Origin of the sequence: Sphaerotilus sp. (assembly GCF_031429695.1) — a bacterium.
Taxonomy (GTDB): Bacteria; Pseudomonadota; Gammaproteobacteria; order Burkholderiales; family Burkholderiaceae_C; genus Sphaerotilus.
The window spans coordinates 42,086-61,831 of the sequence record NZ_JANPAB010000110.1; the positions used below are offsets into that span (position 1 = coordinate 42,086).

The window sequence follows — 19,746 nt, forward strand, 5'->3', positions numbered from 1 at the left end:
CCGGTCTCTGGTCGATGCCCCGATTCTGTTCAAGGTCTACGTTTTGCGAAATACATCACGTCCTGTCACACCAGCGTCGAAATGCAAGAGCCTGCATGACGTGCCTGCGAGCAGGGGAGCCGGATCCCGCAATCCGTTCCTGAACGTGCCCTGTGGCGCCGAAGGTTGTAAATATGAACCTCCATTCAGAGGTTTCGGGGGCCCGCAATCCAAGGTTTTTCGCCCCGCACGGAGCCCCCGGATCCCCTCGCCCTTCACACATTCGGTCGTACCACCTTGGCCTGCAGGGCCTCGCGCAGCATCTGGATGCTGTCCTGCAAGTGCGAAGCCGTCTCGGCAGACCAGCCGGAACGATAACGTACCGCGCGCAGCCGCACCAGAAGATCCTCTGCACGCTGGCGGATGAGCGTGCGCAATTCCACACGACCGAGCTGCGCGGGCTGCATCAGCACGCCTATCAGGCGGGTGGTGTGGTCCCGCTGCAGCGCCCGGCGCATGGCCGGGATGTCGCCACGGCCCGGTGCCAAGTCGGCCCAGACTTCGGCGTCGATGCGCCGGTACAGCTCCGCCAGCGCCAGACTCTGCGACGGCTCACCCACCTTGGCCACACCGTCGAGCAGGCGCACCGCCACCCCCTCGCTCATGAGCTGCGCCAGCACGCCGCGCTGCAGGTCCGACATCTGCGTCTGGGGCGTGAAGTCGGTGGCGACTGCAGCACCGCCGCTGAACAAGGCGTCGGCGCGCTCCAGATAGTCGGGCGCCAGTCGGCGCTGCAGGCTCGGCGATACGCTCAGGCTGTCCGGAGAAAGCACCTCGGCGGCCAGCGTGTCGAGTGCCGAGCGCTGCTGCGCCGCGGGCACAGGTGTCAATGGATCGCGGCCGGTGCCCGGCGCGTCACGCAGCGTGCGCAGGCCGCCGATCTGGCGCAGCAGGATACCGCTGACCCGCGCCACATCGCGCAGCGCGTAGGACACGCCGCGGCGCAGCGTCACGTAATCGGCTTCGGCGGCCGGCCGGGCTTCCAGCCGACGCAGCAGGTCACGCGCGATGGCGATGCGCTTGCGGGCGAACACCACCGGATCGTTGCCCAGATCACCCTGCAGCGACTCGGGGTCGATGCCGAACAGGTTGTCCTCGTCGGTGCCGTAGGCGAGTTCCGGCTCGCCGCTGCGGGCAGCGATGCGCGTGAGTTCGGCGCCCTCCTGCTCGACCGCCAGCGGACGGTAGGCGTACTCGATCGCCCAGTGGTCATAGGGGCCGAGCGTGGTCAGGAACGGTGCCACCACTGGCTGACCGCGTCCCGGCAGGTTGACCGCCGAGTAGTCCATCACCGAGCCAGACAGCGCATGGGTGCGCGTGAACTCGGGGTCGGACAACTGCGCCTCGCTGTAGACGTGTGACGCCCGGAAGTTGTGGCGCAGGCCCAGCGTGTGCCCGACCTCGTGCATCGTCACGTCCTTGAGATAGGCCTCGACGAAGGCAGCCGCCTCGGGGCTGGCCGGGTCGGCGCCATCGCGCAGCGCCAGCACATCGAGCGCGTAGCTCAGTTGCTCGCCGGCCATGTCCCCGTGCTGACAGAAGTCGTTCAGCGTGAACGGTCTGGCGAATGCCCCGGCCGTCGCCGGGCGCTCACGCTGTGCATCACGGGCCTGCATCAGCGCCAGCCAGTCGTCCACACCGGGGTGGGCCAGGATCTGGGATTGCAAGGTGCGGATCGCGCGCGAACTCAGGCTCTCGATGGCGATGTCGGCGTCGAGGATCTCGCCGCTGCGCGGGTCCACATGCACCGGGCCGACCGCGCCGAACATGGCGCTGGCGTTGGTCATCCAGCGGATCGAGGCGATGCCGGTGTCGAGCGTGTCGAAGGTCGCGTCGTCTGGCTGGACCTTGACCACGATGGCGTCCTTGAACCCCAGCGGCTCGAACGCCTTGTTCCACTCCAGGATGCCGGCCGTGATCGGCGCCCGGTAACGCTCGGGCACGCTGCGGTCGATCCAGTAGGTGATCGGCTTGACCGGCGGGGACAGCGCGGCGGCCGGATCCTGCTTTTCCAGGCGCCAACGGTGGATGTGGCGCAGGCGCGGCGTGCGGGCGATATCGTCGCTGTAGTCATCGACGGTGGTGAGGAAAGGGCCGATGCGCGCGTCGGCGCGGCGCGGGGCCATCGGTTTCTCGGGCAGGCGCGACAGCGAGTAGTGCAGCTGCACGAACAGACTGCGGGCATCAGGCAGCGTGGTCGGCACACTGGGGCTGGCGGCTGCACCGGGCTGGCCTTCGCTCAGCGAACCGGTGGCGAAATGGCTCTGCACCTGCACGACCAGCAGATCCGGCTGGGCGCGCACCGCCGTGATGGCCGAGTTGCGCGGATCCAGCCCGTAGCCCTGGCGGTAGGTGCGCTGCAGTTGCGCGCCGATGCCGAGCATGTCGCCCATGAAGAGCGCGCTCGCGTCGATCAGCACGGTCTTGCGGTCCGGGTGCGGCTGGCTGGCGATCGCCGTGCTGGCCAGCAAGCTGGGCGAGAAGGCGGCAGCCACGGCGCGGGCTTCGGGCGTGCCAGCCTTGGCGACGTACTGGGCGTTGCGCGCGATGAGCTGCACCTGGTTGTAAACCCGCCGGAACTCGACCCACTGCGCCCGTCCTGCCCCGGTGCGTCCGCCCATCAGGCCACCGAGCACGCCACCTTCGCCGATGCCGCCCGCGATCTTGGGGGACAGGAAAAACGGCACGTTGAAGTCGTGTTCCGACAGCTCCAGCCAGACCTTCTCGTCCTTCTGCCACGCGGTGATCATCCCGCCGAAGCGTTTCGCATCGCGGGTCACCAGCGCGAACAGCGGCAGCGGATTGACCACCGGTGGCAGGGCCGCGGCCGCTGGCGCACCCGCTGCGGGCGCGACCCCCGTCGGCGCACTGGCTGCGCTGGCCGGCCGGACCGCGGACGCTGCCAGCGCAGGGGCCGCAACCGCAACGGCCGTCGTTGCCGGCCCGTGGGCACAGCCGGTCAGCGCCACCAGCGCGGCGGCAAGAGAGGTCAGGGTACGCGGCGACATGCAGATCCAGTGCGACGAAGGGAAACGAGGAGAACCAGGGATTGTGGCCGCCGGCCACCACTCAATCGGGCACGCGGTCCAGATCGCCCAGCCAGACCGTGGCTTCTGCATCGCTCGGCGCGCGCCAGTCGCCCCGCGGCGAGAGCGATCCGCCCGAGCCGACCTTCGGCGCGTTCGGCACGCAACTGCGCTTGAACTGGCTGGTCTTGAAGAAGCGCCACAGGAAGGTGCGCAGGTGGCGCTTGATCTCGGGCAGCGGATAGGCGTTGTGGGCGCCGATGCCCTCGGGCCAGCGGCCGGTCTGTGCGTCGCCCCAGGTGTGCAGCGCGAGGAAGGCCACCTTCGACGGCGCGAAGCCGAAGCGCAGCGTGTAGTAGAGGTGAAAATCCTGCAGCTCGTAAGGCCCGACGCTCGATTCGCTCGACTGCTGTGGCTGCCCGTCGGCGTTGCCCGGGACCAGCTCCGGGCTGATCTCGGTCTCGACCACGTCGAGCAGCGTCTGGCTGCAGTCCGGCCCGAACTCGCCCTTGCCCGCCACCCAGCGCACGAGGTGCTTGATCAGCGTCTTGGGCACGCTGGCGTTGACGTTGTAGTGCGACATGTGGTCACCCACGCCGTAGGTGCACCAGCCCAGTGCCAGCTCGCTCAGATCGCCGGTGCCGACCACCATCGCATGGTGGTGGTTGGCCAGGCGAAACAGGTGGCTGGTGCGCTCGCCGGCCTGCACGTTCTCGAAGGTGATGTCGTACTGCGGCTGGCCGTCCGCGAACGGGTGGTCGATGTCGTCGAGCATCTGCTGGCAGCTCGGGCGGATGTCGATCGTCTGCGCCGCACAGCCCAGCGAGTCCATCAAGCGCAGTGCCTGGTCGAGCGTGCGCCCGCTGGTGGCATAGCCGGGCATGGTGCAGGCGCGGATGTTGGTGCGCGGCAGGCCGAGCCGGTCCATCGTCTTGGCGCAGACCAGCAGCGCGTGCGTCGAATCGAGCCCGCCCGACACGCCGATCACGAGCTGCTGCACGCCCGACGACTGCAGGCGCTTGGCGAGTGCCTGCACCTGGATGTGGTAGACCTCCTCGCAGCGGGCATCGAGGCTGCGCGGGTCGGACGGCACGTAGGGAAAGCGGTCCACCCAGCGTTTCAGCGGCAGCACCGCGTCGTCCGGCCGCTTCAGCGCGACGCGCACCGTGCGGAACTGCGCCACCTCGGCGCGGTGGCGTGCGGCAGAAGCAGCGTAGCTGGTCTGGCGCATGCGCTCGCGGGACAGGCGCTCCAGGTCGATGTCGGCGGTGAGGAGCTGCGCGTCCATGCGGAAGCGTTCGGACTCGGCCAGCAGCGTGCCGTTCTCGCAGACCAGGGCGTGGCCGTCCCAGGCCAGGTCGGTGCTCGATTCGCCGTAGCCGGCCGAGCTGTAGAGGTAGGCGGCGATGCAGCGGGCCGACTGCTGCGCCACCAGCGCCTGGCGGTAGTCGGCCTTGCCGATCGTCACGTTCGACGCCGACAGGTTGACCAGCACCGTCGCCCCGGCCAGCGCCGCGAACGACGACGGCGGGATCGGCACCCACACGTCCTCGCAGATCTCGACGTGGAACTTCAGGCCCGGCAGCGCCGCCCCCGCGTCGAACAGCATCTGCGCACCGAACGGCACCGTCTGGCCGCAGAGCAGCACCTCGGTGGAAATCGCCTGCGTGGCCGGAGCGAACTGGCGCGCCTCGTAGAACTCGCCGTAGTTCGGCAGGAAGGTCTTGGGCACGACGCCGAGCAGGCGGCCGTCCAGCACCACGGCCGCGGCATTGAACAGCGCGTGGTCCACCCGCAGCGGCAAGCCCACCACGGCCACCGCCTGCACGCCGACCGACGCCGCCACCACCTGCGCCAGCGCCGCCTCGCAGGCGTCGAGCAGCGCGCGCTGGTGGAACAGGTCGTCACAGGTGTAAGCAGACAGCCCCAGCTCCGGAAACGCCACCAGCACAGCCCCCTGCGCTGCAGCCTGGTGGTGCAGCGCAATGGTCTGCTGCGCGTTGAACGCCGGATCGGCCACGCGGCAGACGGGCACGGCCACCGCCACACGGGCGAAGCCGTGGGCGTACAGATTGAAGAACGAGTCCGATGACGCCAAGTCGATTTCTCCAGAGCAACCCAAGGGTGGAGTGAACTGTAAGCCGGCTGGCGTGCGAACATCCGCCGCCATGACCTCGACCCTACGCCTGCATGACGACCCGGGCGCGCTCGACGCCGACGCATGGAACGCGCTGCTCGCCGCCTGCCCCGCGCCGACGCCCTTCTTGCGCCACGAATTCCTCGCCGCGCTGCACCGCAGCGGCAGCGCCGTCAGCGGCACCGGCTGGCAGCCCGTCTTCATGACCCTGACCGCCGAGGACGGCACGCTGCAGGCGGCTGCCCCGCTCTATCTGAAGCGCCATTCCTACGGCGAGTACGTCTTCGACTGGGCCTGGGCGGACGCCTGGCAACGCGCCGGGCAGCGTTACTACCCGAAGCTGCTCGGCGCGGTGCCGTTCACGCCCGTGCCGGGCAGCCGGCTGCTGGCGCGCTCGGACGCGGCGCGGGCGACGCTGCTGCAGGGCATCGAGGCCTTCGCCCGCGATCAGGGGCTGTCGTCCGCACACCTGCTCTTCCTTGACGACGCAGACCGTGCCGCCGCACAGGCACAGGGTTGGTTGCTGCGCGAGGGCGTGCAGTTCCACTGGACGAACCGCACGCCCGAGCCCTACACCGATTTCACCGACTTCCTCGCCAGCCTGAGCCGCGACAAGCGCAAGAAGATCCAGCAGGAACGGCGCTATGTGCGCGAGGCGGGCGTCACGTTCGACGTGCTGCGCGGCGCGGAGATCGGCGAAGAGGACTGGGACTACTTCTACCAGTGCTACGACAACACCTACCGCGAACACCGCTCGACGCCCTACCTGACGCGGGCGTTCTGGGCCGAGGTCGCGCGCACGATGCCCGGGCACTGGCTGCTGTTCGTCGCCCGGCGCGGCGGTGAGCGGGTCGCGGCGTCGCTGGTGGCCCTTGATCCGGCGCAGCGCGTGGCCCATGGACGCTACTGGGGCTGCACCGAATCCGTCCCGCACCTGCATTTCGCCGCCTGCTACCACGAGCCGCTGGACTGGTGCGTGCGCGAACGCTTCGTGCGCTTCGAGGGCGGCGCGCAGGGCGAGCACAAGATGGCACGCGGGCTGCTGCCGGTGAAGACCACCTCGGCGCACTGGCTGCGGCATCCGGGTTTTGCCGATGCGGTGGCGCGGTTTCTGGACGAGGAGACGGCGGGGATCGCGGCGTATGTGGGCGAGTTGCAGGAGAGGAATCCGTTCAAGGCGGAGCCGTGAGCCCGGATAATCGCCGCCCATGACACGCACCCTGCGCCTCGCCGCCCTGGCCCCGCTGATGGCCGGACTGGCCGCCTGCACCACGCTGCCCAGTAACCGCCTGCCACCCGCGCCCGCCCCGGCTCCGGTGATCACGCTGCCGTCCACGCCGGTCCCGTCGCCGACGCCTTCGCCGCTGCCCGCGCCGGCACCTGTTCCGGCCCCGGTGCCCGTGCCCCCCCCACCGCCCGCCCTGCCCCCGCTGCCGCCCGCTCCACCGCCGCCACCCGCGCCCCCACCGGTCAGCGCAGCCGACGTGCGCGCCGTCGCGCTGCGTGTGCTGCCGCCGAACATCGCCGAGCGCAGCGCCTGGGCCGACGACATCGCCACCTCGTTCGCCGCACTGTCGATCCCCGCGCAGACGCACAAGGTCTGCGCGCTCGCCGCCGTGATCGAGCAGGAATCGACCTGGCAGGCCGATCCGCCGGTCGCCAATCTGGCCAAGGTCGCGGCATCCGAACTCGACAAGAAACGCGCCAAGTACGGCATCCCCAAACCGGTGTTCGACCTGGCGATGGCCCGCACGTCGCCCAACGGCAAGACCTTCCAGCAGCGGCTCGACACGCTGCGCACCGAGCGGGAACTGTCGCTGCTGTTCGAGGACATGATCCGCGAGATCCCGATGGGCACGACGCTGTTCGAGGGCCAGAACCCGGTGAAGACCGGTGGCTCGACGCAGGTCAGCGTCGCCTTCGCCGCCGAGCAGATGCGCGACACGCCCTACCCGTGGCGCCCGGCCGGCACACCCCGCGAGGAGGTGTTCAAGCGCCGCGGCGGGCTGTACTTCGGCGCGGCGATGCTGCTGGACTATCCGGTGTCATACAACCGGATGCTCTACCGCTTCGCCGACTACAACGCCGGGCGCTACAGCAGCCGCAACGCCGCCGTGCAGGCGCTGCTGGCGCAGTTGACCGGCCAGAAGATCGACCCGGACGGCGACCTGCTGCGCTACAAGGCGGGCGAGCCGGTGTCGCCGCGCACGGAGCCGAGCCAGGCGTGGCGGGCGCTGCTGGCGCTGCAGGCCGAACTCGGGGTCAACGCCGCGCAGATCGAGCGTGACCTGAAGCTGGAGAAGCGCTTCGAGTTCGAGCAGTCGCCGACCTACCGGCGGCTGTACCAGCTGGCCGACAAGCGCGGGCTGAAGCCAGCACGCGAGCAGTTGCCCGACATCGACCTGAACAGCCCGAAGATCACGCGCAAGCTGACCACCGCGTGGTTCGCGGAGCGCTGCGAGATGCGCTACCGGGTGTGCATGGCGCGGGACACGGTCGCACCGCCAGTGCCCGCCGCCAGCGATCCGCGACCCTGACCCGGAGGGCAGGCGGCGATGGAGCTGCGGCAACTGCGCTACTTCGTGAAGGTGGTCGAGCTGGGGGGCATGGGCCGCGCGGCGCGTGACCTCGGCGTGGTGACCTCGGCGCTGAGCCAGCAGATCAGCCGGCTGGAGAGCGAGCTGTCCACCCGGTTGCTGCAGCGCACCCGGGGCGGGGCGGTGCCCACCGACGCCGGCGTGGCCTTCTGGCACCAGGCGCAGCTGGTGCTGCGCCACGCCGACGCCGCGATGATCGCCGCGCAGCAGGCCCGCCTGTCCGGCTCGGTCAGCGTCGGGCTCGCCCCGTCCACGGCGGCGGTGCTGGGCTTGCCGCTGATGCAGGCCATGCGGGCGCGTTACCCGGAGGTGCGCCTGCACCTGGTCGAGAACCTGTCGGGCCACCTGACCGCGATGCTCAACGCGCGGCAACTTGACCTGGCGGTGCTGTTCCAGGTGGACGCGACGCGGCGCTGGAGCGTGCTGCCACTGCTGGACGAGCTGCTCTACCTCGTCGGGCGGGCGGACCAGCTCGACCGGCACGAGGACGCCGCCCCGATCGGCCTCGACCAGCTCGGTGCGCTCGGACTCGGTCTGGTCCTGCCCAGCGGGCCGCACGGGCTGCGCGCCTTGCTGAACACGGCGTTTGCACGGGCGCGGGTCGAGCCGCTGATCGTCGCGGAGATCGACGGGCTGGCGATGCTGATGGATGCCGTGCAGGCCGGCATCGGCGCGACGATCCAGCCGGGCGCGGCCACCGCGCGCCAGCCGCCGGGCTCGTTGCGGCTCATCCCCATCGCCGACGCACACGCCCGGCGCAGCAACCTGCTGGTGAGCCTGTCGGACGACGAGCTGTCGCCCGCGGCGCTGGCCGCGCGCGTCGTGCTGGCCGACGTGGCGGGGGAACTGGTCCGCCAGGGGCGGTGGATCGGCGCCCGGCTGCTGCCCGAGCGGTCCTGAGCACCGCGGTCAGTCGCCCGCCGTCGGGCGGTCGGACATGCGCTCCATCTCCATCAGGAAGGCGTGCAACTGCTGGGCGGCCGGCGAGAGCGAACGCCCCTTGCGCCGGATCACCCCCACCGTGCGCTTCACCACCGGGTCGGACAGCGGCACGCTGACCAGCAGCGGGTGGTCCTCGTCCGGCATCGCCATGGACGGCACCGCGGCGACCCCCAGCCCGGCCTCGACCAGACCGAGCGTGGTCGTGACGTGCTGCACCTCGTAGATGCTCTGGGGCCGCTCACGCAGGCTGGCCAGCGCCTGGTCGAGCAGCACCCGGTTGCCCGAGGACTGGCTGACCGAGATGAAGTCGTAGCGCCGCAGGTCGCTCCACGCCACGCTGCGCTCGCGGGCCAGCGGGTGGTCACGGCGGCAGGCGGCGACGAAGCGCTCCTCCAGCAGCGGCTGGAAATCGATGTCCGGCTCCTGGCTGCCGATGAAGTTGAGCCCGAAATCGGCCTGCCCGCGCGAGACGGCCTCCAGCACCTCGTTGGCGCTCGCGTCGAGGATGCGCACGCGGATCTTCGGGTAGACCTCGTGGTAGCGGCGGATCACCTTCGACAGGAAGTAGTACACCGCCGACGGCACGCAGGCGATGCTCACCGCGCCCATGCGCGTGGCCGACACGCCGCGGATACCCAGCAGCGTCGCGTCCAGGTCGTCGAGCAGGTCGTTCACCTTGCGCGCGAAATCGCGGCCCACGGCGGTGAGCGTCACGCTGCGCGTCGTCCGGTCGAGCAGCCGCACACCCAGGGCGTCCTCCAGCTTCTCGATGCGGCGGCTGAACGCCGGCTGCGACAGGTTGATCGACTCGGCCGCCTTGCGGAAATTCTGCAGCTCCGCCACCGCGCGGAAGGCCAGCAGGTCGTTGAGATCGAAGTTGAGGGCCATGGCGAACGCTCCTGGATTGATGCGTTCAGTCTATCAATTGATCCCAACAATGCAATTCACACGCATCGATCGGAGCGAGATGATTTGACCCATGCACCCGATCACCCTCCCCTGTGTCCTGATGCGCGCCGGCACCTCGCGCGGCCCGTTCTTTCTGCGCGACTGGCTTCCGGCCGACGAGACCGCCCGCGACGAAACCCTGATCGGCGCGATCGGCGCGTCGGACCTGCTGCAGGTGGACGGCGTCGGCGGCGGCAGCACGCTCACCAGCAAGGTCGCCATCGTCTCGCGCTCCAGCCAGCCGGACTGCGACGTGGACTACCTGTTCGCCCAGGTCGGCGTCGGCCAGCGCTCGGTGGACACGCGGCCCAACTGCGGCAACATGCTCTCGGGCGTGGCGCCGTTCGCCATCGAGCAGGGCCTGATCGCCGCGCAGGACGGCCAGACCACGGTCCGCGTGTTCAACGTCAACACCCGGGCGCGCATCGACGTGACCGTGCTGACGCCGGGCCGGCGCGTCACCTATGACGGGCTGACCAGCATCGACGGCGTGGCCGGCACCGCCGCGCCCATCCGGCTGAACTTCCTCGACGCCTGGGGCTCGGTGACCGGCTCGGTCTTCCCGACCGGGCGGCGCATCGACGTGATCGACGGGGTCGAGGTGACCTGCATCGACGCGGCGATGCCGCTGATGATCGTGCGCGCCGCCGACCTCGGCGTGGGGGGGCGCGAGCCGCCGATCGAGCTGGACGCCAACCGGGCGCTGCTGGAACGGCTGGAGCGGCTGCGCCTGGTGGCCGGCGAGCGCATGGGGCTGGGCGATGTCTCGACCAGCGTGATCCCGAAGCCGGTGCTGGTCAGCCGCGGCCACGACGACGACAGCGTCACCTCGCGCTACTTCACGCCCCGCCGCTGCCACGCCTCGCACGCGGTCACCGGCGCCATCGGCGTGGCCACCGCCTTCGCGCTGCCGGGCACGGTCGCCAGCGGCCCGACCTCGGTGGCCGGCGTGCGCAAGCTCTCGGTGCTGCACCCGCAGGGCCGCATCGACGTCGAGGTGTCCATCGAAGGCGAGGGCGCCGACGCCCGCATCCAGCGCGCCTCGCTCGTGCGCACCGCCCGAAAGATCCTGCAGGGCGAGCTGCACATCCCCGACTACGTCTTTTCCCGCCCGATCCAGAGACATGACCAGAACCATGAAGGAGACAACCCCATGCTGAAGCACCTGATCGCCCCGACCCTGGCCGCCGCCTTGGCCGCCACCGCCCCGGCCGCCGTGGCGTTCCCGGACAAGGCCATCACCATCGTCGTGCCGACCGCGGCCGGCGGCGGCAACGACGCGATGGCCCGCACCATCGCCCAGAAGCTCGGCACGCTGCTCGGCCAGACCATCATCATCGACAACCGCGCTGGCGCCAACGGCTCGATCGCCAGCGAGTTCGTCGCCCGTGCCCCGGCCGACGGCCACACGCTGATGTTCGGCTACATCGCCACGCACAGCATGAACCCGGCGCTGCAGAAGCTGCGCTACGACCCGGTCACCGACTTCGAACCGATCGGCCTGGTGGGCTACTCGGCCACGCTGATGGTCGCCAACGCCAATGTGCCGGTCAAGGACGTGAAAGACCTCGTCGCGCAGCTCAAGGCCAAGCCGGACAAGTACACCTACGCCAGCGCCGGCAACGGCACCGCGCCGCACTTCGCCGCCGAGCTGTTCAAGATGAACGCGGGCGTGGTGATGCTGGGGGTGCCGTACAAGGGCTCGGCGCCGGCCGTCGGCGACACCATCGGCGGACAGACGCAGTTCATGTTCCCGAGCCTGTTCACCGCGCTGCCGCACGTCAAGTCCGGCAAGCTCAAGGCGCTGGCCATCGCCGGACCGAAGCGCTCGGCCAGCCTGCCGGACGTGCCGACGCTGAAGGAAGCGGGGGTGGACGGCGTCGATGTGATGCAGTGGTACGGCCTGTTCGCGCCGGCCAAGACACCGAAGTCGGTCGTGGAGCAGCTCAACAAGGCACTCAACCAGATCCTCAACGACAAGGACATCGTCAAGCGCATCGAGGACCACGGCGCCGACGTCGAGACCAGCACGCCGGAGCAGCTCGGGGCGCTGGTCAAGTCCGAGCTGACGAAGTGGAAGGCCGTCGTGCAGAAAGCCAAGCTCACGGCGGATTGAGCCCGGGGGTGTTCAGGTTTCGTGAACAGGTGATGTGATTCCCGGCTCTAGTGCGCAGGGAAACGGCTCCGTACAGTCGCCGCACCCTGGACATTGAACCCTGAACCCAACGGAGCACGGATGGACCTGCAACTCACCGGGCGCACCGCCCTCGTCACCGGCGCGAGCGTCGGCATCGGCCGCGGCATCGCCAAAGCCTTGGCCGCCGAAGGCGTGCGCGTGGCGATCTCCGCGCGCCGCGTGGACAAACTGCGTGAAGTCGCTGCCGAGATCGTGGCGGCCGGTGGCGCCGAGCCGGTGCTGATCGAGCAGGACATGTACGCCGAGGACGCCGCCCGCCGCATCGCCGAAGCTGCCGTGGCCGGGCTGGGCCGCGTGGACATCCTCGTCAACAACGCGGGCGGCTCACGCAGCTTCAAGGAGCTGCATGTCAGCGAGGAACAGTGGCAGGAGGCGATCACGCTGAACTTCCACCGCCCGCGCCAGCTCGGCGATGCGCTGATCGACCAGATGATCGCCAACCGCTGGGGCCGCATCGTCAACATCACGGGCAAGAGCGAGCCGGAGCACATCAACGGCGCCTTCTGCGCGAAGGCGGGGATGCACAGTTGGGCGAAGGGCCTGAGCCGCATGGTGGGCAAGCACGGCATCACGGTGAACTGCATCCCGCCGGGGCGCATCCACTCCGAGCAGATCTTCCGCAACTACACGCCCGAGTACCGGCAATGGCAGTGCGACAACGAGATCCCCGCCGGCCGCTACGGCGAGCCGGAGGATCTGGCCAACCTCGTGTGCTTCCTGTCCAGCCCGCTGGCGAGCTACATCACGGGCACGGTGATTCCGGTGGATGGAGGGTTGCGCCGCTACCAGTTCTGAGCCGAGTTTCGGACACTGGCACGACCCATTCCAACGAGGAGACTCCCGCATGACCATCGACCGTCGCCATTTCCTGTCCGCCACCGCGGCGCTGGCCATACCCGGACTCGCCACGGCGCAGGCAACCGCCTCCGGCTGGCCGAAGCAGTCGATCCGCTTTGTCGTGCCGTTCGCGCCGGGCGGCACGTCGGAGATCGTCGCGCGCACCGTCGCCGCCGAGCTGACCAAGCAGCTCAGCCAGACCGTCTACGTGGACAACAAGGGCGGCGGCGCCGGCATCCCGGCAATGCAGGACGTGGCCAAGGCCGCGCCGGACGGCCACACCATCATCCTCGGCCATGTCGGCTCGCTGGCGGTGAACCCGTACCTCTTCCCGAACCAGCCGTATGACGTGAACAAGGACTTCATCCCGGTCACGCTGCTGGCGAAGGTGCCGAACCTGTTCGTGATCCACCCCGACGTGCCGGCGACCAATTTCAAGGAGTTCGTCGCCTATGCGAAGAAGAACCCCGGCAAGCTCAACTACGGCTCGGCGGGCAACGCGAGCGCGGGCCACCTGGCGATGGAGTACCTGAAGCTGGTGACGGGCATGTTCATCACGCACATCCCCTACCGCGGCACCGGCCCGCAGCTCACCGACCTGCTCGCCGGACGCACGCAGGCGAGTTCGGCCGGCCTGCCCGCGCTGCTGCCGCACATCAAGGCGGGCAAGCTGCGCGCCATCGCGGTCGGCACGCCGCAGCGGCTGGCGGCGCTGCCGGACGTGCCGACGGTGGCCGAGATGGGGTTCAAGGACTTCGAGACCTCGCAGTGGTACGGCATCCTGGCGCCCGCCGGCACGCCCGCCGATGTCGTCAAGAAGCTCCAGGAGGAGTCGCTCAAGGCGCTGAAATCGAACTCGGTGACCGAGCGCTTCGCCAGCGACAGCGCCGTGGGCGGCGGCGGGCCGTCGAGCGAGTTCGCCGCCTACATCGCGCAGCAGCAGAAGATCTGGAAAGAGATCGTCAAGCGCGCCAGCATCCGGGCAGATTGAGGCAAGGCGGGAACCACGATGGTCGATGTGCTCGTGATCGGCGGCGGCAACGCCGCGCTGTGCGCCGCCTTGATGGCCCGGGAGGCGGGGGCGTCGGTGCTGCTGCTCGAAGCGGCACCGCGGGCCTGGCGCGGCGGCAACTCCAGCCACACCCGCAACCTGCGCTGCATGCACGATGCGCCGCAGGACGTGCTGGTCGAGGCGTACCCGGAAGATGAGTTCTGGCAGGACTTGCTGAAGGTCACGGGCGGCAGGACCGACGAGGCGCTGGCCCGGCTGGTGATCCGGGCGTCGTCGAACTGCCGCGACTGGATGCGCTCGCATGGCGTGCATTTCCAGCCCTCGCTGTCGGGCGCGCTGCACACGGCGCGCACGAATGCGTTTTTCATGGGCGGCGGCAAGGCACTGGTGAATGCGTACTACCGCAGCGCCGAGCGGCTGGGCGTCGAGATCCGCTACGAGGCGCCGGTCGATCGGATCGAACTCGACGGGGAACGCTTCGTCGCCGCGTTCGTCGGCGAGGAACGCATCACGGCGCGGACGTGCGTGCTGGCGTGTGGCGGGTTCGAGTCGGATCGCGACTGGCTGCGGGCCGCCTGGGGCCAGAACGCGCGCGGCGAGTGGCCGGCGGACAACTTCCTGATCCGCGGCACGCGCTTCAATCAAGGCACGCTGCTGCGCGAACTGCTCGCCCACGGCGCGGACCCGATCGGCGATGCCACGCAGGCGCACATGGTCGCCATCGACGCCCGCGCCCCGCTCTACGACGGCGGCATCTGCACGCGCATCGACTGCGTGTCGCTCGGTGTCGTCGTGAACCGCGAAGCGCAGCGCTTCTACGACGAGGGCGAGGACTTCTGGCCCAAGCGGTACGCGATCTGGGGCCGCCTCGTCGCGCACCAGCCCGGCCAGATCGCGCACTGCGTGATCGACAGCAAGGCGATCGGGCGCTTCATGCCGCCGGTCTTTCCCGGCCACAAGGCCGACACCCTGCCCGATCTCGCCCGCCAGTTGGGTGTGGACGAGGCCACGTTCATGCAGACCCTCGACGACTACAACCACGCCTGCCGCCCCGGCACCTTCGACCACACCCGGCTCGACGACTGCCGCACCGAGGGCGTCACCCCGGCCAAGACGCACTGGGCGCGGCCGATCGACACGCCGCCCTTCTACGGCTACACGCTGCGGCCGGGCGTGACCTTCACCTACCTGGGGCTGAAGACGGACGATCAGGCCGCGGTGCATTTCGGTGGACGGCCGAGCGGCAACCTGTTCGTGGCCGGCGAGATGATGGCCGGCAACGTGCTCGGGCAGGGCTACACGGCGGGCGTGGGCATGTCGATCGGGACGGCGTTCGGCCGCATCGCCGGCACGTCAGCGGCCCGCAGCGCGCTGGCACAACAACAACAACCGCAACCGCAACGCGAAGGGGTTCGCCATGCAGACGCTTGAGGCGCTGACCCGCGAGGCGCTGGCGCTCGGGCGCGGCGAGTTCATCCCTGCCCACCAGACGACCGCGCAGACCGACGAGGTCGCCCGCGTGATGGGCATCTGCAACGCCTGCCGCTACTGCGAGGGCTTCTGTGCGGTGTTTCCGGCGATGACGCGGCGGCTCGACTTCACGCCAGCGGATGCGCACTACCTCGCCAATCTCTGCCACAACTGCGGCGCCTGCCTGCACGCCTGCCAGTACGCACCGCCGCACGAGTTCGCGCTGAACGTGCCGCGGGCGATGGCGCAGGTGCGGGTGACGACCTACGCCGACCACGCCTGGCCGTCTGCGCTCGGCCAGCTCTACCAGCGCAGCGGGCTGACGGTGGCACTCGCGCTGGCGGGTGGACTGGCGCTGTTCCTGGTGATGGTGCTGGCGATGACGGGTGGCCTCTGGCACGCACCGATGGCCGGGAATTTCTATGCCGTGTTCCCGCACAACCTGCTGGTGGGCATGTTCGGGCCGGTGTTCGGCTGGGCAGTGCTGGCACTGGCGATGGGGGTGAGGCGCTTCTGGCGCGGTGTCTCGCCAGGGACCGCCAGCGGCGCGGCAGTGGCCGAGGCGACGCACGACGCGCTGCGGCTGAAATACCTGGGCGGCGGACACGGAGAAGGCTGCAACGACGACGACGACCGCTTCACCCTGTGGCGCCGCCGCTGGCACCACGCCACTTTCTATGGCTTCCTGCTGTGTTTCGCCTCGACCAGCGTGGCGACGCTCTACCACTATGGACTCGGCCTGCAGGCGCCCTACCCGCTCACCAGCCTACCCGTGCTGCTGGGCACAGTCGGCGGGATCGGGCTGCTGGTCGGACCAGCAGGGCTGCTGTGGCTGAACCTGCACCGCGACCCGCTGCACGGCGACCCGGCGCAGCGGCCGATGGACCGGGGGTTCATCGCGCTGCTGTTCCTCGTCAGCCTGACGGGGCTGGCGCTGCTGGCTGGGCGCGACACGGCGGCGATGGCGGCGCTGCTGGCGGTGCACCTTGGGGTGGTGATGGCATTTTTTGCGACGATGCCATATGGCAAGTTCGCGCATGGCGTGTATCGGGGGGCAGCGTTGCTCAAGTTCACCATCGAGAAACGCCAGCCGAATCAGCTCGGCATCGGCAGCGAGTGAATCACCCCACCGGCTCCAGCACCCAGCGCCCCTCACCCGTAAAGGTCAGCGCCTGATCGTGGAAGGCGGCCAGCGTCTGCCGGTGCCCGACGCTGACCAGAATCGCCTCGGGCAGATGTGTGCGCAGCAGGCCGTAGAGGGCGTGCTCCAGCCCTCTGTCGGTGGCCGAGGTGGCTTCGTCGAGGAAGATGATCGCCGGCCGGTTCGCCAGCGCCCGCCCGAAGGCCAGCCGCTGCTGCTCGCCCGGCGAGAGCACCTGCGACCAGTCCTGCACGACGTCGAGCTGGTCGGCGAGCTGGCCGAGCTGCACCTGCGCCAGCACCTGCCGCGCCGTGTCGTCGGACACCGTCTCGGCCGGATACGCCAGCGCGGCCCGCAGGCTACCCACCGGCAGGTACGGCCGCTGCGACAGGAACAGGCTCGCCGCGCCGGTCGGGCGCTCCGACTCGCCGGTCGAGAACGGCCACAGCCCGGCCAGCGTGCGCAGCAGCGTCGTCTTGCCCGAGCCGGATGGGCCGCGGATCAGCAGCGCCTGCCCGGCCGTGAGCGTCAGGTCCAGATCGGTCAGCAGCGCGTGGCCATCCGGGCGGTTCACCGTCAGCTTGCGGGTCACCAGCGCCGAGGCGTTGTCCTTCACCACCGGCAGCGCCAGCCGCGCCGAGGCAGCCACGTTCTGCTCGAAGCCACTCAGCCGGTCCAGCACGGCGCGGTAGCCAGCGAAACTGTCATAGGAGCTGCGGAAGAAGGACAAAGCGTCCTCCAGTTGCCCGTAAGCCTGGCTGGTCTGGATCACGTCACCGAGCTTGATCGTGCCGGCGAACAGCCGTGGTGCCTGGATGATGAACGGGAAGATCACCGAGATCTGGCTGATCACGAGGTTGTAGCCGTCGAATTTCAGTGACCGCCACAGCGTCGCCCAGGCGTTGGCGATGACGGCTGCAAAGCTGGCCAGCAGACCGCGCTGCTCGACCCGCTCACCGCGGTACAGCGCGATGCTCTCGCCATACTCGCGCACCCGCACCAGCAGGTAGCGGTAGTTGGCGGTGAACTTCTCGTTCAGGAAATTCAGCTCGATCAGCGGCCGGCCGATGCGGAAGGCGAAGAACGACGCCACCAGCACGTAGAGGTAGACCAGAAACACCATCGCCCGCGGCACCTCGGTGCCGAACACCGTCATCGACGCTGACAGCTTCCACAGGATGCCGGTGAACTCGTAGACCGACACCACCGCACCGACAAGCCCCAGCGCCAGCGTCAGCGTCGTGCCCACCAGCGTGGTCACGTCCTGCTGGATGCGCTGGTCGGGGTTGTCCACGGACGGCTGGGCGAAGCGGCCGAGGTAATAGGACTGGCCGTCCAGCCATTCGCCGACCGTGCGGTCATTGAGCCACTGGCGCCAGTGGATGGTGAAGGCGCTGCGGATGTAGGACGTGACCAGCGCCCGCACCACGTGGATCGCCGCCAGGATGCCGAACAGGTTGAGGCTGAACCAGAACTTGGGCTGGTCGAGTGCCTGCATCGCACTGTAGAAATCGTTGTACCAGAACGAGAACAGCACGTTCATGCGCACCGAGAACAGCGTGAACAGCAGCATCAGCGCCACACCCAGCAGTGGCCGCCAGCTCCGCTTTGGCGAGAAGTAGGCGCCGCTGAGCGACCAGAATTGCCGCCCCCACGCCGTCGTGCGCGCCAGCGCCGCCATCACGAGCACGAAGACCACCAGCGTGATGGCAAAGGTCTTGCCAAGCCAGAGGACGCTGTTGAGAAGCTCTTGGTTCCAGTTCATGGCCCGTAGTCTACGGGTGATCTGCGGGCGAAAAAAAGGAGCCTGACAGGCTCCTTTCCTTGCGGGGCAACCCAGATCAGGCCGCGTTGGCTTTCTCGTAGGCGGCCATGCCGCTGACGATTTCGGCCTTGGCGGCCTCCGGGCCTTCCCAGCCCTTGATCTTGACCCACTTGTTCGGCTCCAGATCCTTGTAGTGCTCGAAGAAGTGCTGGATGGCCTTCAGGCGCATCTGGTTGATGTCTTCCGGCTTCTGCCAGTGGGTGTAGATCGGCAGGATCTTGTCGATCGGCACGGCCAGCAGCTTGGCGTCGCCGCCGGCTTCGTCGTCCATCTGCAGCACGCCGATGGCGCGGCAGGTCACCACCACGCCCGGCGTCAGCGCGAACGGCGTGATCACCAGCACGTCGACCGGATCTCCGTCATCGGCCAGCGTGCGCGGGATGTAGCCGTAGTTGCATGGGTAGTGCATCGCGGTCGTCATGAAGCGGTCCACGAACAGCGCGCCGCTTTCCTTGTCCACTTCGTACTTGATCGGGTCGGCGTTCATCGGGATCTCGATGACCACGTTGAATTGCTCGGGGGCTTTCGCGCCGGGGGTGACGTTGTGCAGGCTCATGTGGGAGTTTTTCCGAGTGGGTCGAACAATACCCGGGATTCTACGGGGTGCGCTTGCACCCACCTTGCACAGCCAGACCCGATCTCAGGCCGACCGCATCCCGGATGCACTAGAAATGTGCTTCCAGTTCTGGAAAACACCATGCTGGCGTGATTGTTTTAACGCATCGGTTCTTCTAGGATGGCCGTCAACCAGAAAGGCCGCAGACACCGAGAATTGACATGAATCAATTATCGGTGGTGTGTTTTTCGCCAGGCGCCCCCCGCGACGCCCGACATCATTGCCCGAGTTCGACGCCCCACCCCCACGAGGAAGGAGACTCCGATGTCCATGACCACCGCGCTGACGGCGGCACTGCTCTGCGGCTTGGCCGCAGTGATTTACGGCTTCATCACCCGAAGCTGGATCCTGAAACAAGACGCCGGCAACGCGCGAATGCAGGAGATCGCCGCGGCGATCCAGCAGGGTGCCGCCGCCTACCTGGCCCGCCAGTACCGCACCATCGCCATTGTCGGCGTGGTGCTGGCCATCTTGATCGGGCTGTTCATCGGGCTGCCCACGGCGGTGGCCTTCGTCATCGGCGCGGTGCTCTCGGGCGCCTGCGGCTTCATCGGCATGAACGTGTCGGTGCGCGCCAATGTCCGCACCGCGCAGGCCGCCACCCGCGGCATGAACGATGCGCTGAACATCGCCTTCAAGGGCGGCGCGATCACCGGCATGCTGGTGGTTGGCCTGGGCCTGCTGGGCGTGGGCATCGTGTTCTGGGTGCTGACTGGCGGCGGCTCGACACCGGGCGCGGACCTCTCCACCGCGATCAAGCCGCTGATGGGCCTGGCCTTCGGTTCCTCGCTGATCTCGATCTTCGCGCGGCTGGGCGGCGGCATCTTCACCAAGGGCGCGGATGTGGGCGCCGATCTGGTGGGCAAGGTCGAAGCCGGCATCCCCGAGGACGACCCGCGCAACCCCGCGGTGATTGCCGACAACGTCGGTGACAACGTCGGCGACTGTGCCGGCATGGC

Annotated in this window: 14 protein-coding genes; 9 read left to right on the forward strand and 5 right to left on the reverse strand. The window is 69.0% G+C overall.

Going from position 1 to position 19,746, the window contains the following annotated elements; all coding sequences use genetic code 11:
* Positions 1–254 precede the first annotated feature (254 nt).
* Both RMP06_RS21195 and RMP06_RS21200 read right to left on the reverse strand, forming a co-directional pair.
* A complete protein-coding gene (locus RMP06_RS21195) occupies positions 255–3,047 on the reverse strand; it encodes a zinc-dependent metalloprotease (protein WP_310463780.1) in 2,793 nt (930 codons plus the stop codon).
* A gap of 61 nt (positions 3,048–3,108) precedes the next feature.
* Positions 3,109–5,163 carry an NAD(+) synthase gene (locus RMP06_RS21200; protein ID WP_310463781.1) on the reverse strand — a complete coding sequence of 685 codons (2,055 nt, stop codon included), beginning with the start codon at positions 5,161–5,163 and terminating at the stop codon, positions 3,109–3,111.
* Positions 5,164–5,233: 70 nt separating this feature from the next.
* Between RMP06_RS21200 and RMP06_RS21205 the strand changes: the two genes are divergently transcribed.
* From RMP06_RS21205 to RMP06_RS21215, 3 genes are read left to right on the forward strand one after another with little or no spacing between them, the layout of a single operon-like run.
* Positions 5,234–6,391, forward strand: a complete 1,158-nt coding sequence (locus tag RMP06_RS21205) for a GNAT family N-acetyltransferase (RefSeq protein WP_310463782.1) — start codon at positions 5,234–5,236, stop codon at positions 6,389–6,391.
* 19 nt (positions 6,392–6,410) lie between these two features.
* Entirely contained in the window at positions 6,411–7,739 is a 1,329-nt protein-coding gene (locus RMP06_RS21210; protein ID WP_310463783.1) for a DUF1615 domain-containing protein, read from the forward strand.
* 18 nt (positions 7,740–7,757) lie between these two features.
* Positions 7,758–8,699 (forward strand): LysR family transcriptional regulator, encoded by a 942-nt coding sequence (locus RMP06_RS21215; RefSeq protein WP_310463784.1) that lies wholly within the window; start codon positions 7,758–7,760, stop codon positions 8,697–8,699.
* 9 nt (positions 8,700–8,708) lie between these two features.
* On the opposite strand, the gene RMP06_RS21220 is transcribed toward RMP06_RS21215, so the two are convergent.
* The gene (locus RMP06_RS21220) at positions 8,709–9,629 is read right to left on the reverse strand and encodes a LysR family transcriptional regulator (protein ID WP_310463785.1); all 921 of its coding nucleotides are present in this window, start codon (positions 9,627–9,629) and stop codon (positions 8,709–8,711) included.
* A gap of 91 nt (positions 9,630–9,720) precedes the next feature.
* Here RMP06_RS21220 and RMP06_RS21225 point away from each other — a divergent pair, with 91 nt between their 5' ends.
* The 5 genes from RMP06_RS21225 to tcuB all read left to right on the forward strand — a co-directional run bounded on the left by RMP06_RS21225 (position 9,721) and on the right by tcuB (position 16,325).
* Positions 9,721–11,805, forward strand: a complete 2,085-nt coding sequence (locus RMP06_RS21225) for a 4-oxalomesaconate tautomerase (RefSeq protein WP_310463786.1) — start codon at positions 9,721–9,723, stop codon at positions 11,803–11,805.
* A 120-nt stretch (positions 11,806–11,925) separates the two neighbouring features.
* Positions 11,926–12,681 (forward strand): SDR family oxidoreductase, encoded by a 756-nt coding sequence (locus tag RMP06_RS21230; protein ID WP_310463787.1) that lies wholly within the window; start codon positions 11,926–11,928, stop codon positions 12,679–12,681.
* 49 nt (positions 12,682–12,730) lie between these two features.
* Positions 12,731–13,714: a Bug family tripartite tricarboxylate transporter substrate binding protein gene (locus RMP06_RS21235; protein ID WP_310463788.1), complete on the forward strand. Its 984-nt coding sequence runs from the start codon at positions 12,731–12,733 to the stop codon at positions 13,712–13,714.
* 18 nt (positions 13,715–13,732) lie between these two features.
* Complete coding sequence (gene tcuA / locus RMP06_RS21240) at positions 13,733–15,166, forward strand: FAD-dependent tricarballylate dehydrogenase TcuA (protein WP_310463789.1); 1,434 nt, start codon at positions 13,733–13,735, stop codon at positions 15,164–15,166.
* Positions 15,153–16,325: a tricarballylate utilization 4Fe-4S protein TcuB gene (tcuB, locus tag RMP06_RS21245; RefSeq protein ID WP_310463790.1), complete on the forward strand. Its 1,173-nt coding sequence runs from the start codon at positions 15,153–15,155 to the stop codon at positions 16,323–16,325. Before tcuA ends, tcuB begins: the two co-directional genes overlap by 14 nt.
* Position 16,326: 1 nt before the next feature.
* Here tcuB and RMP06_RS21250 read toward each other — a convergent pair whose 3' ends face one another.
* Both RMP06_RS21250 and ppa read right to left on the reverse strand, forming a co-directional pair.
* The gene (locus tag RMP06_RS21250) at positions 16,327–18,111 is read right to left on the reverse strand and encodes an ABC transporter ATP-binding protein/permease (protein WP_310463791.1); all 1,785 of its coding nucleotides are present in this window, start codon (positions 18,109–18,111) and stop codon (positions 16,327–16,329) included.
* A 76-nt stretch (positions 18,112–18,187) separates the two neighbouring features.
* Entirely contained in the window at positions 18,188–18,727 is a 540-nt protein-coding gene (gene ppa / locus RMP06_RS21255) for an inorganic diphosphatase (protein ID WP_310463792.1), read from the reverse strand.
* Positions 18,728–19,051: 324 nt separating this feature from the next.
* Here ppa and RMP06_RS21260 point away from each other — a divergent pair.
* Positions 19,052–19,746 (forward strand): sodium/proton-translocating pyrophosphatase (locus RMP06_RS21260; protein WP_310463793.1); only part of this gene is annotated, 695 nt, incomplete at its 3' end.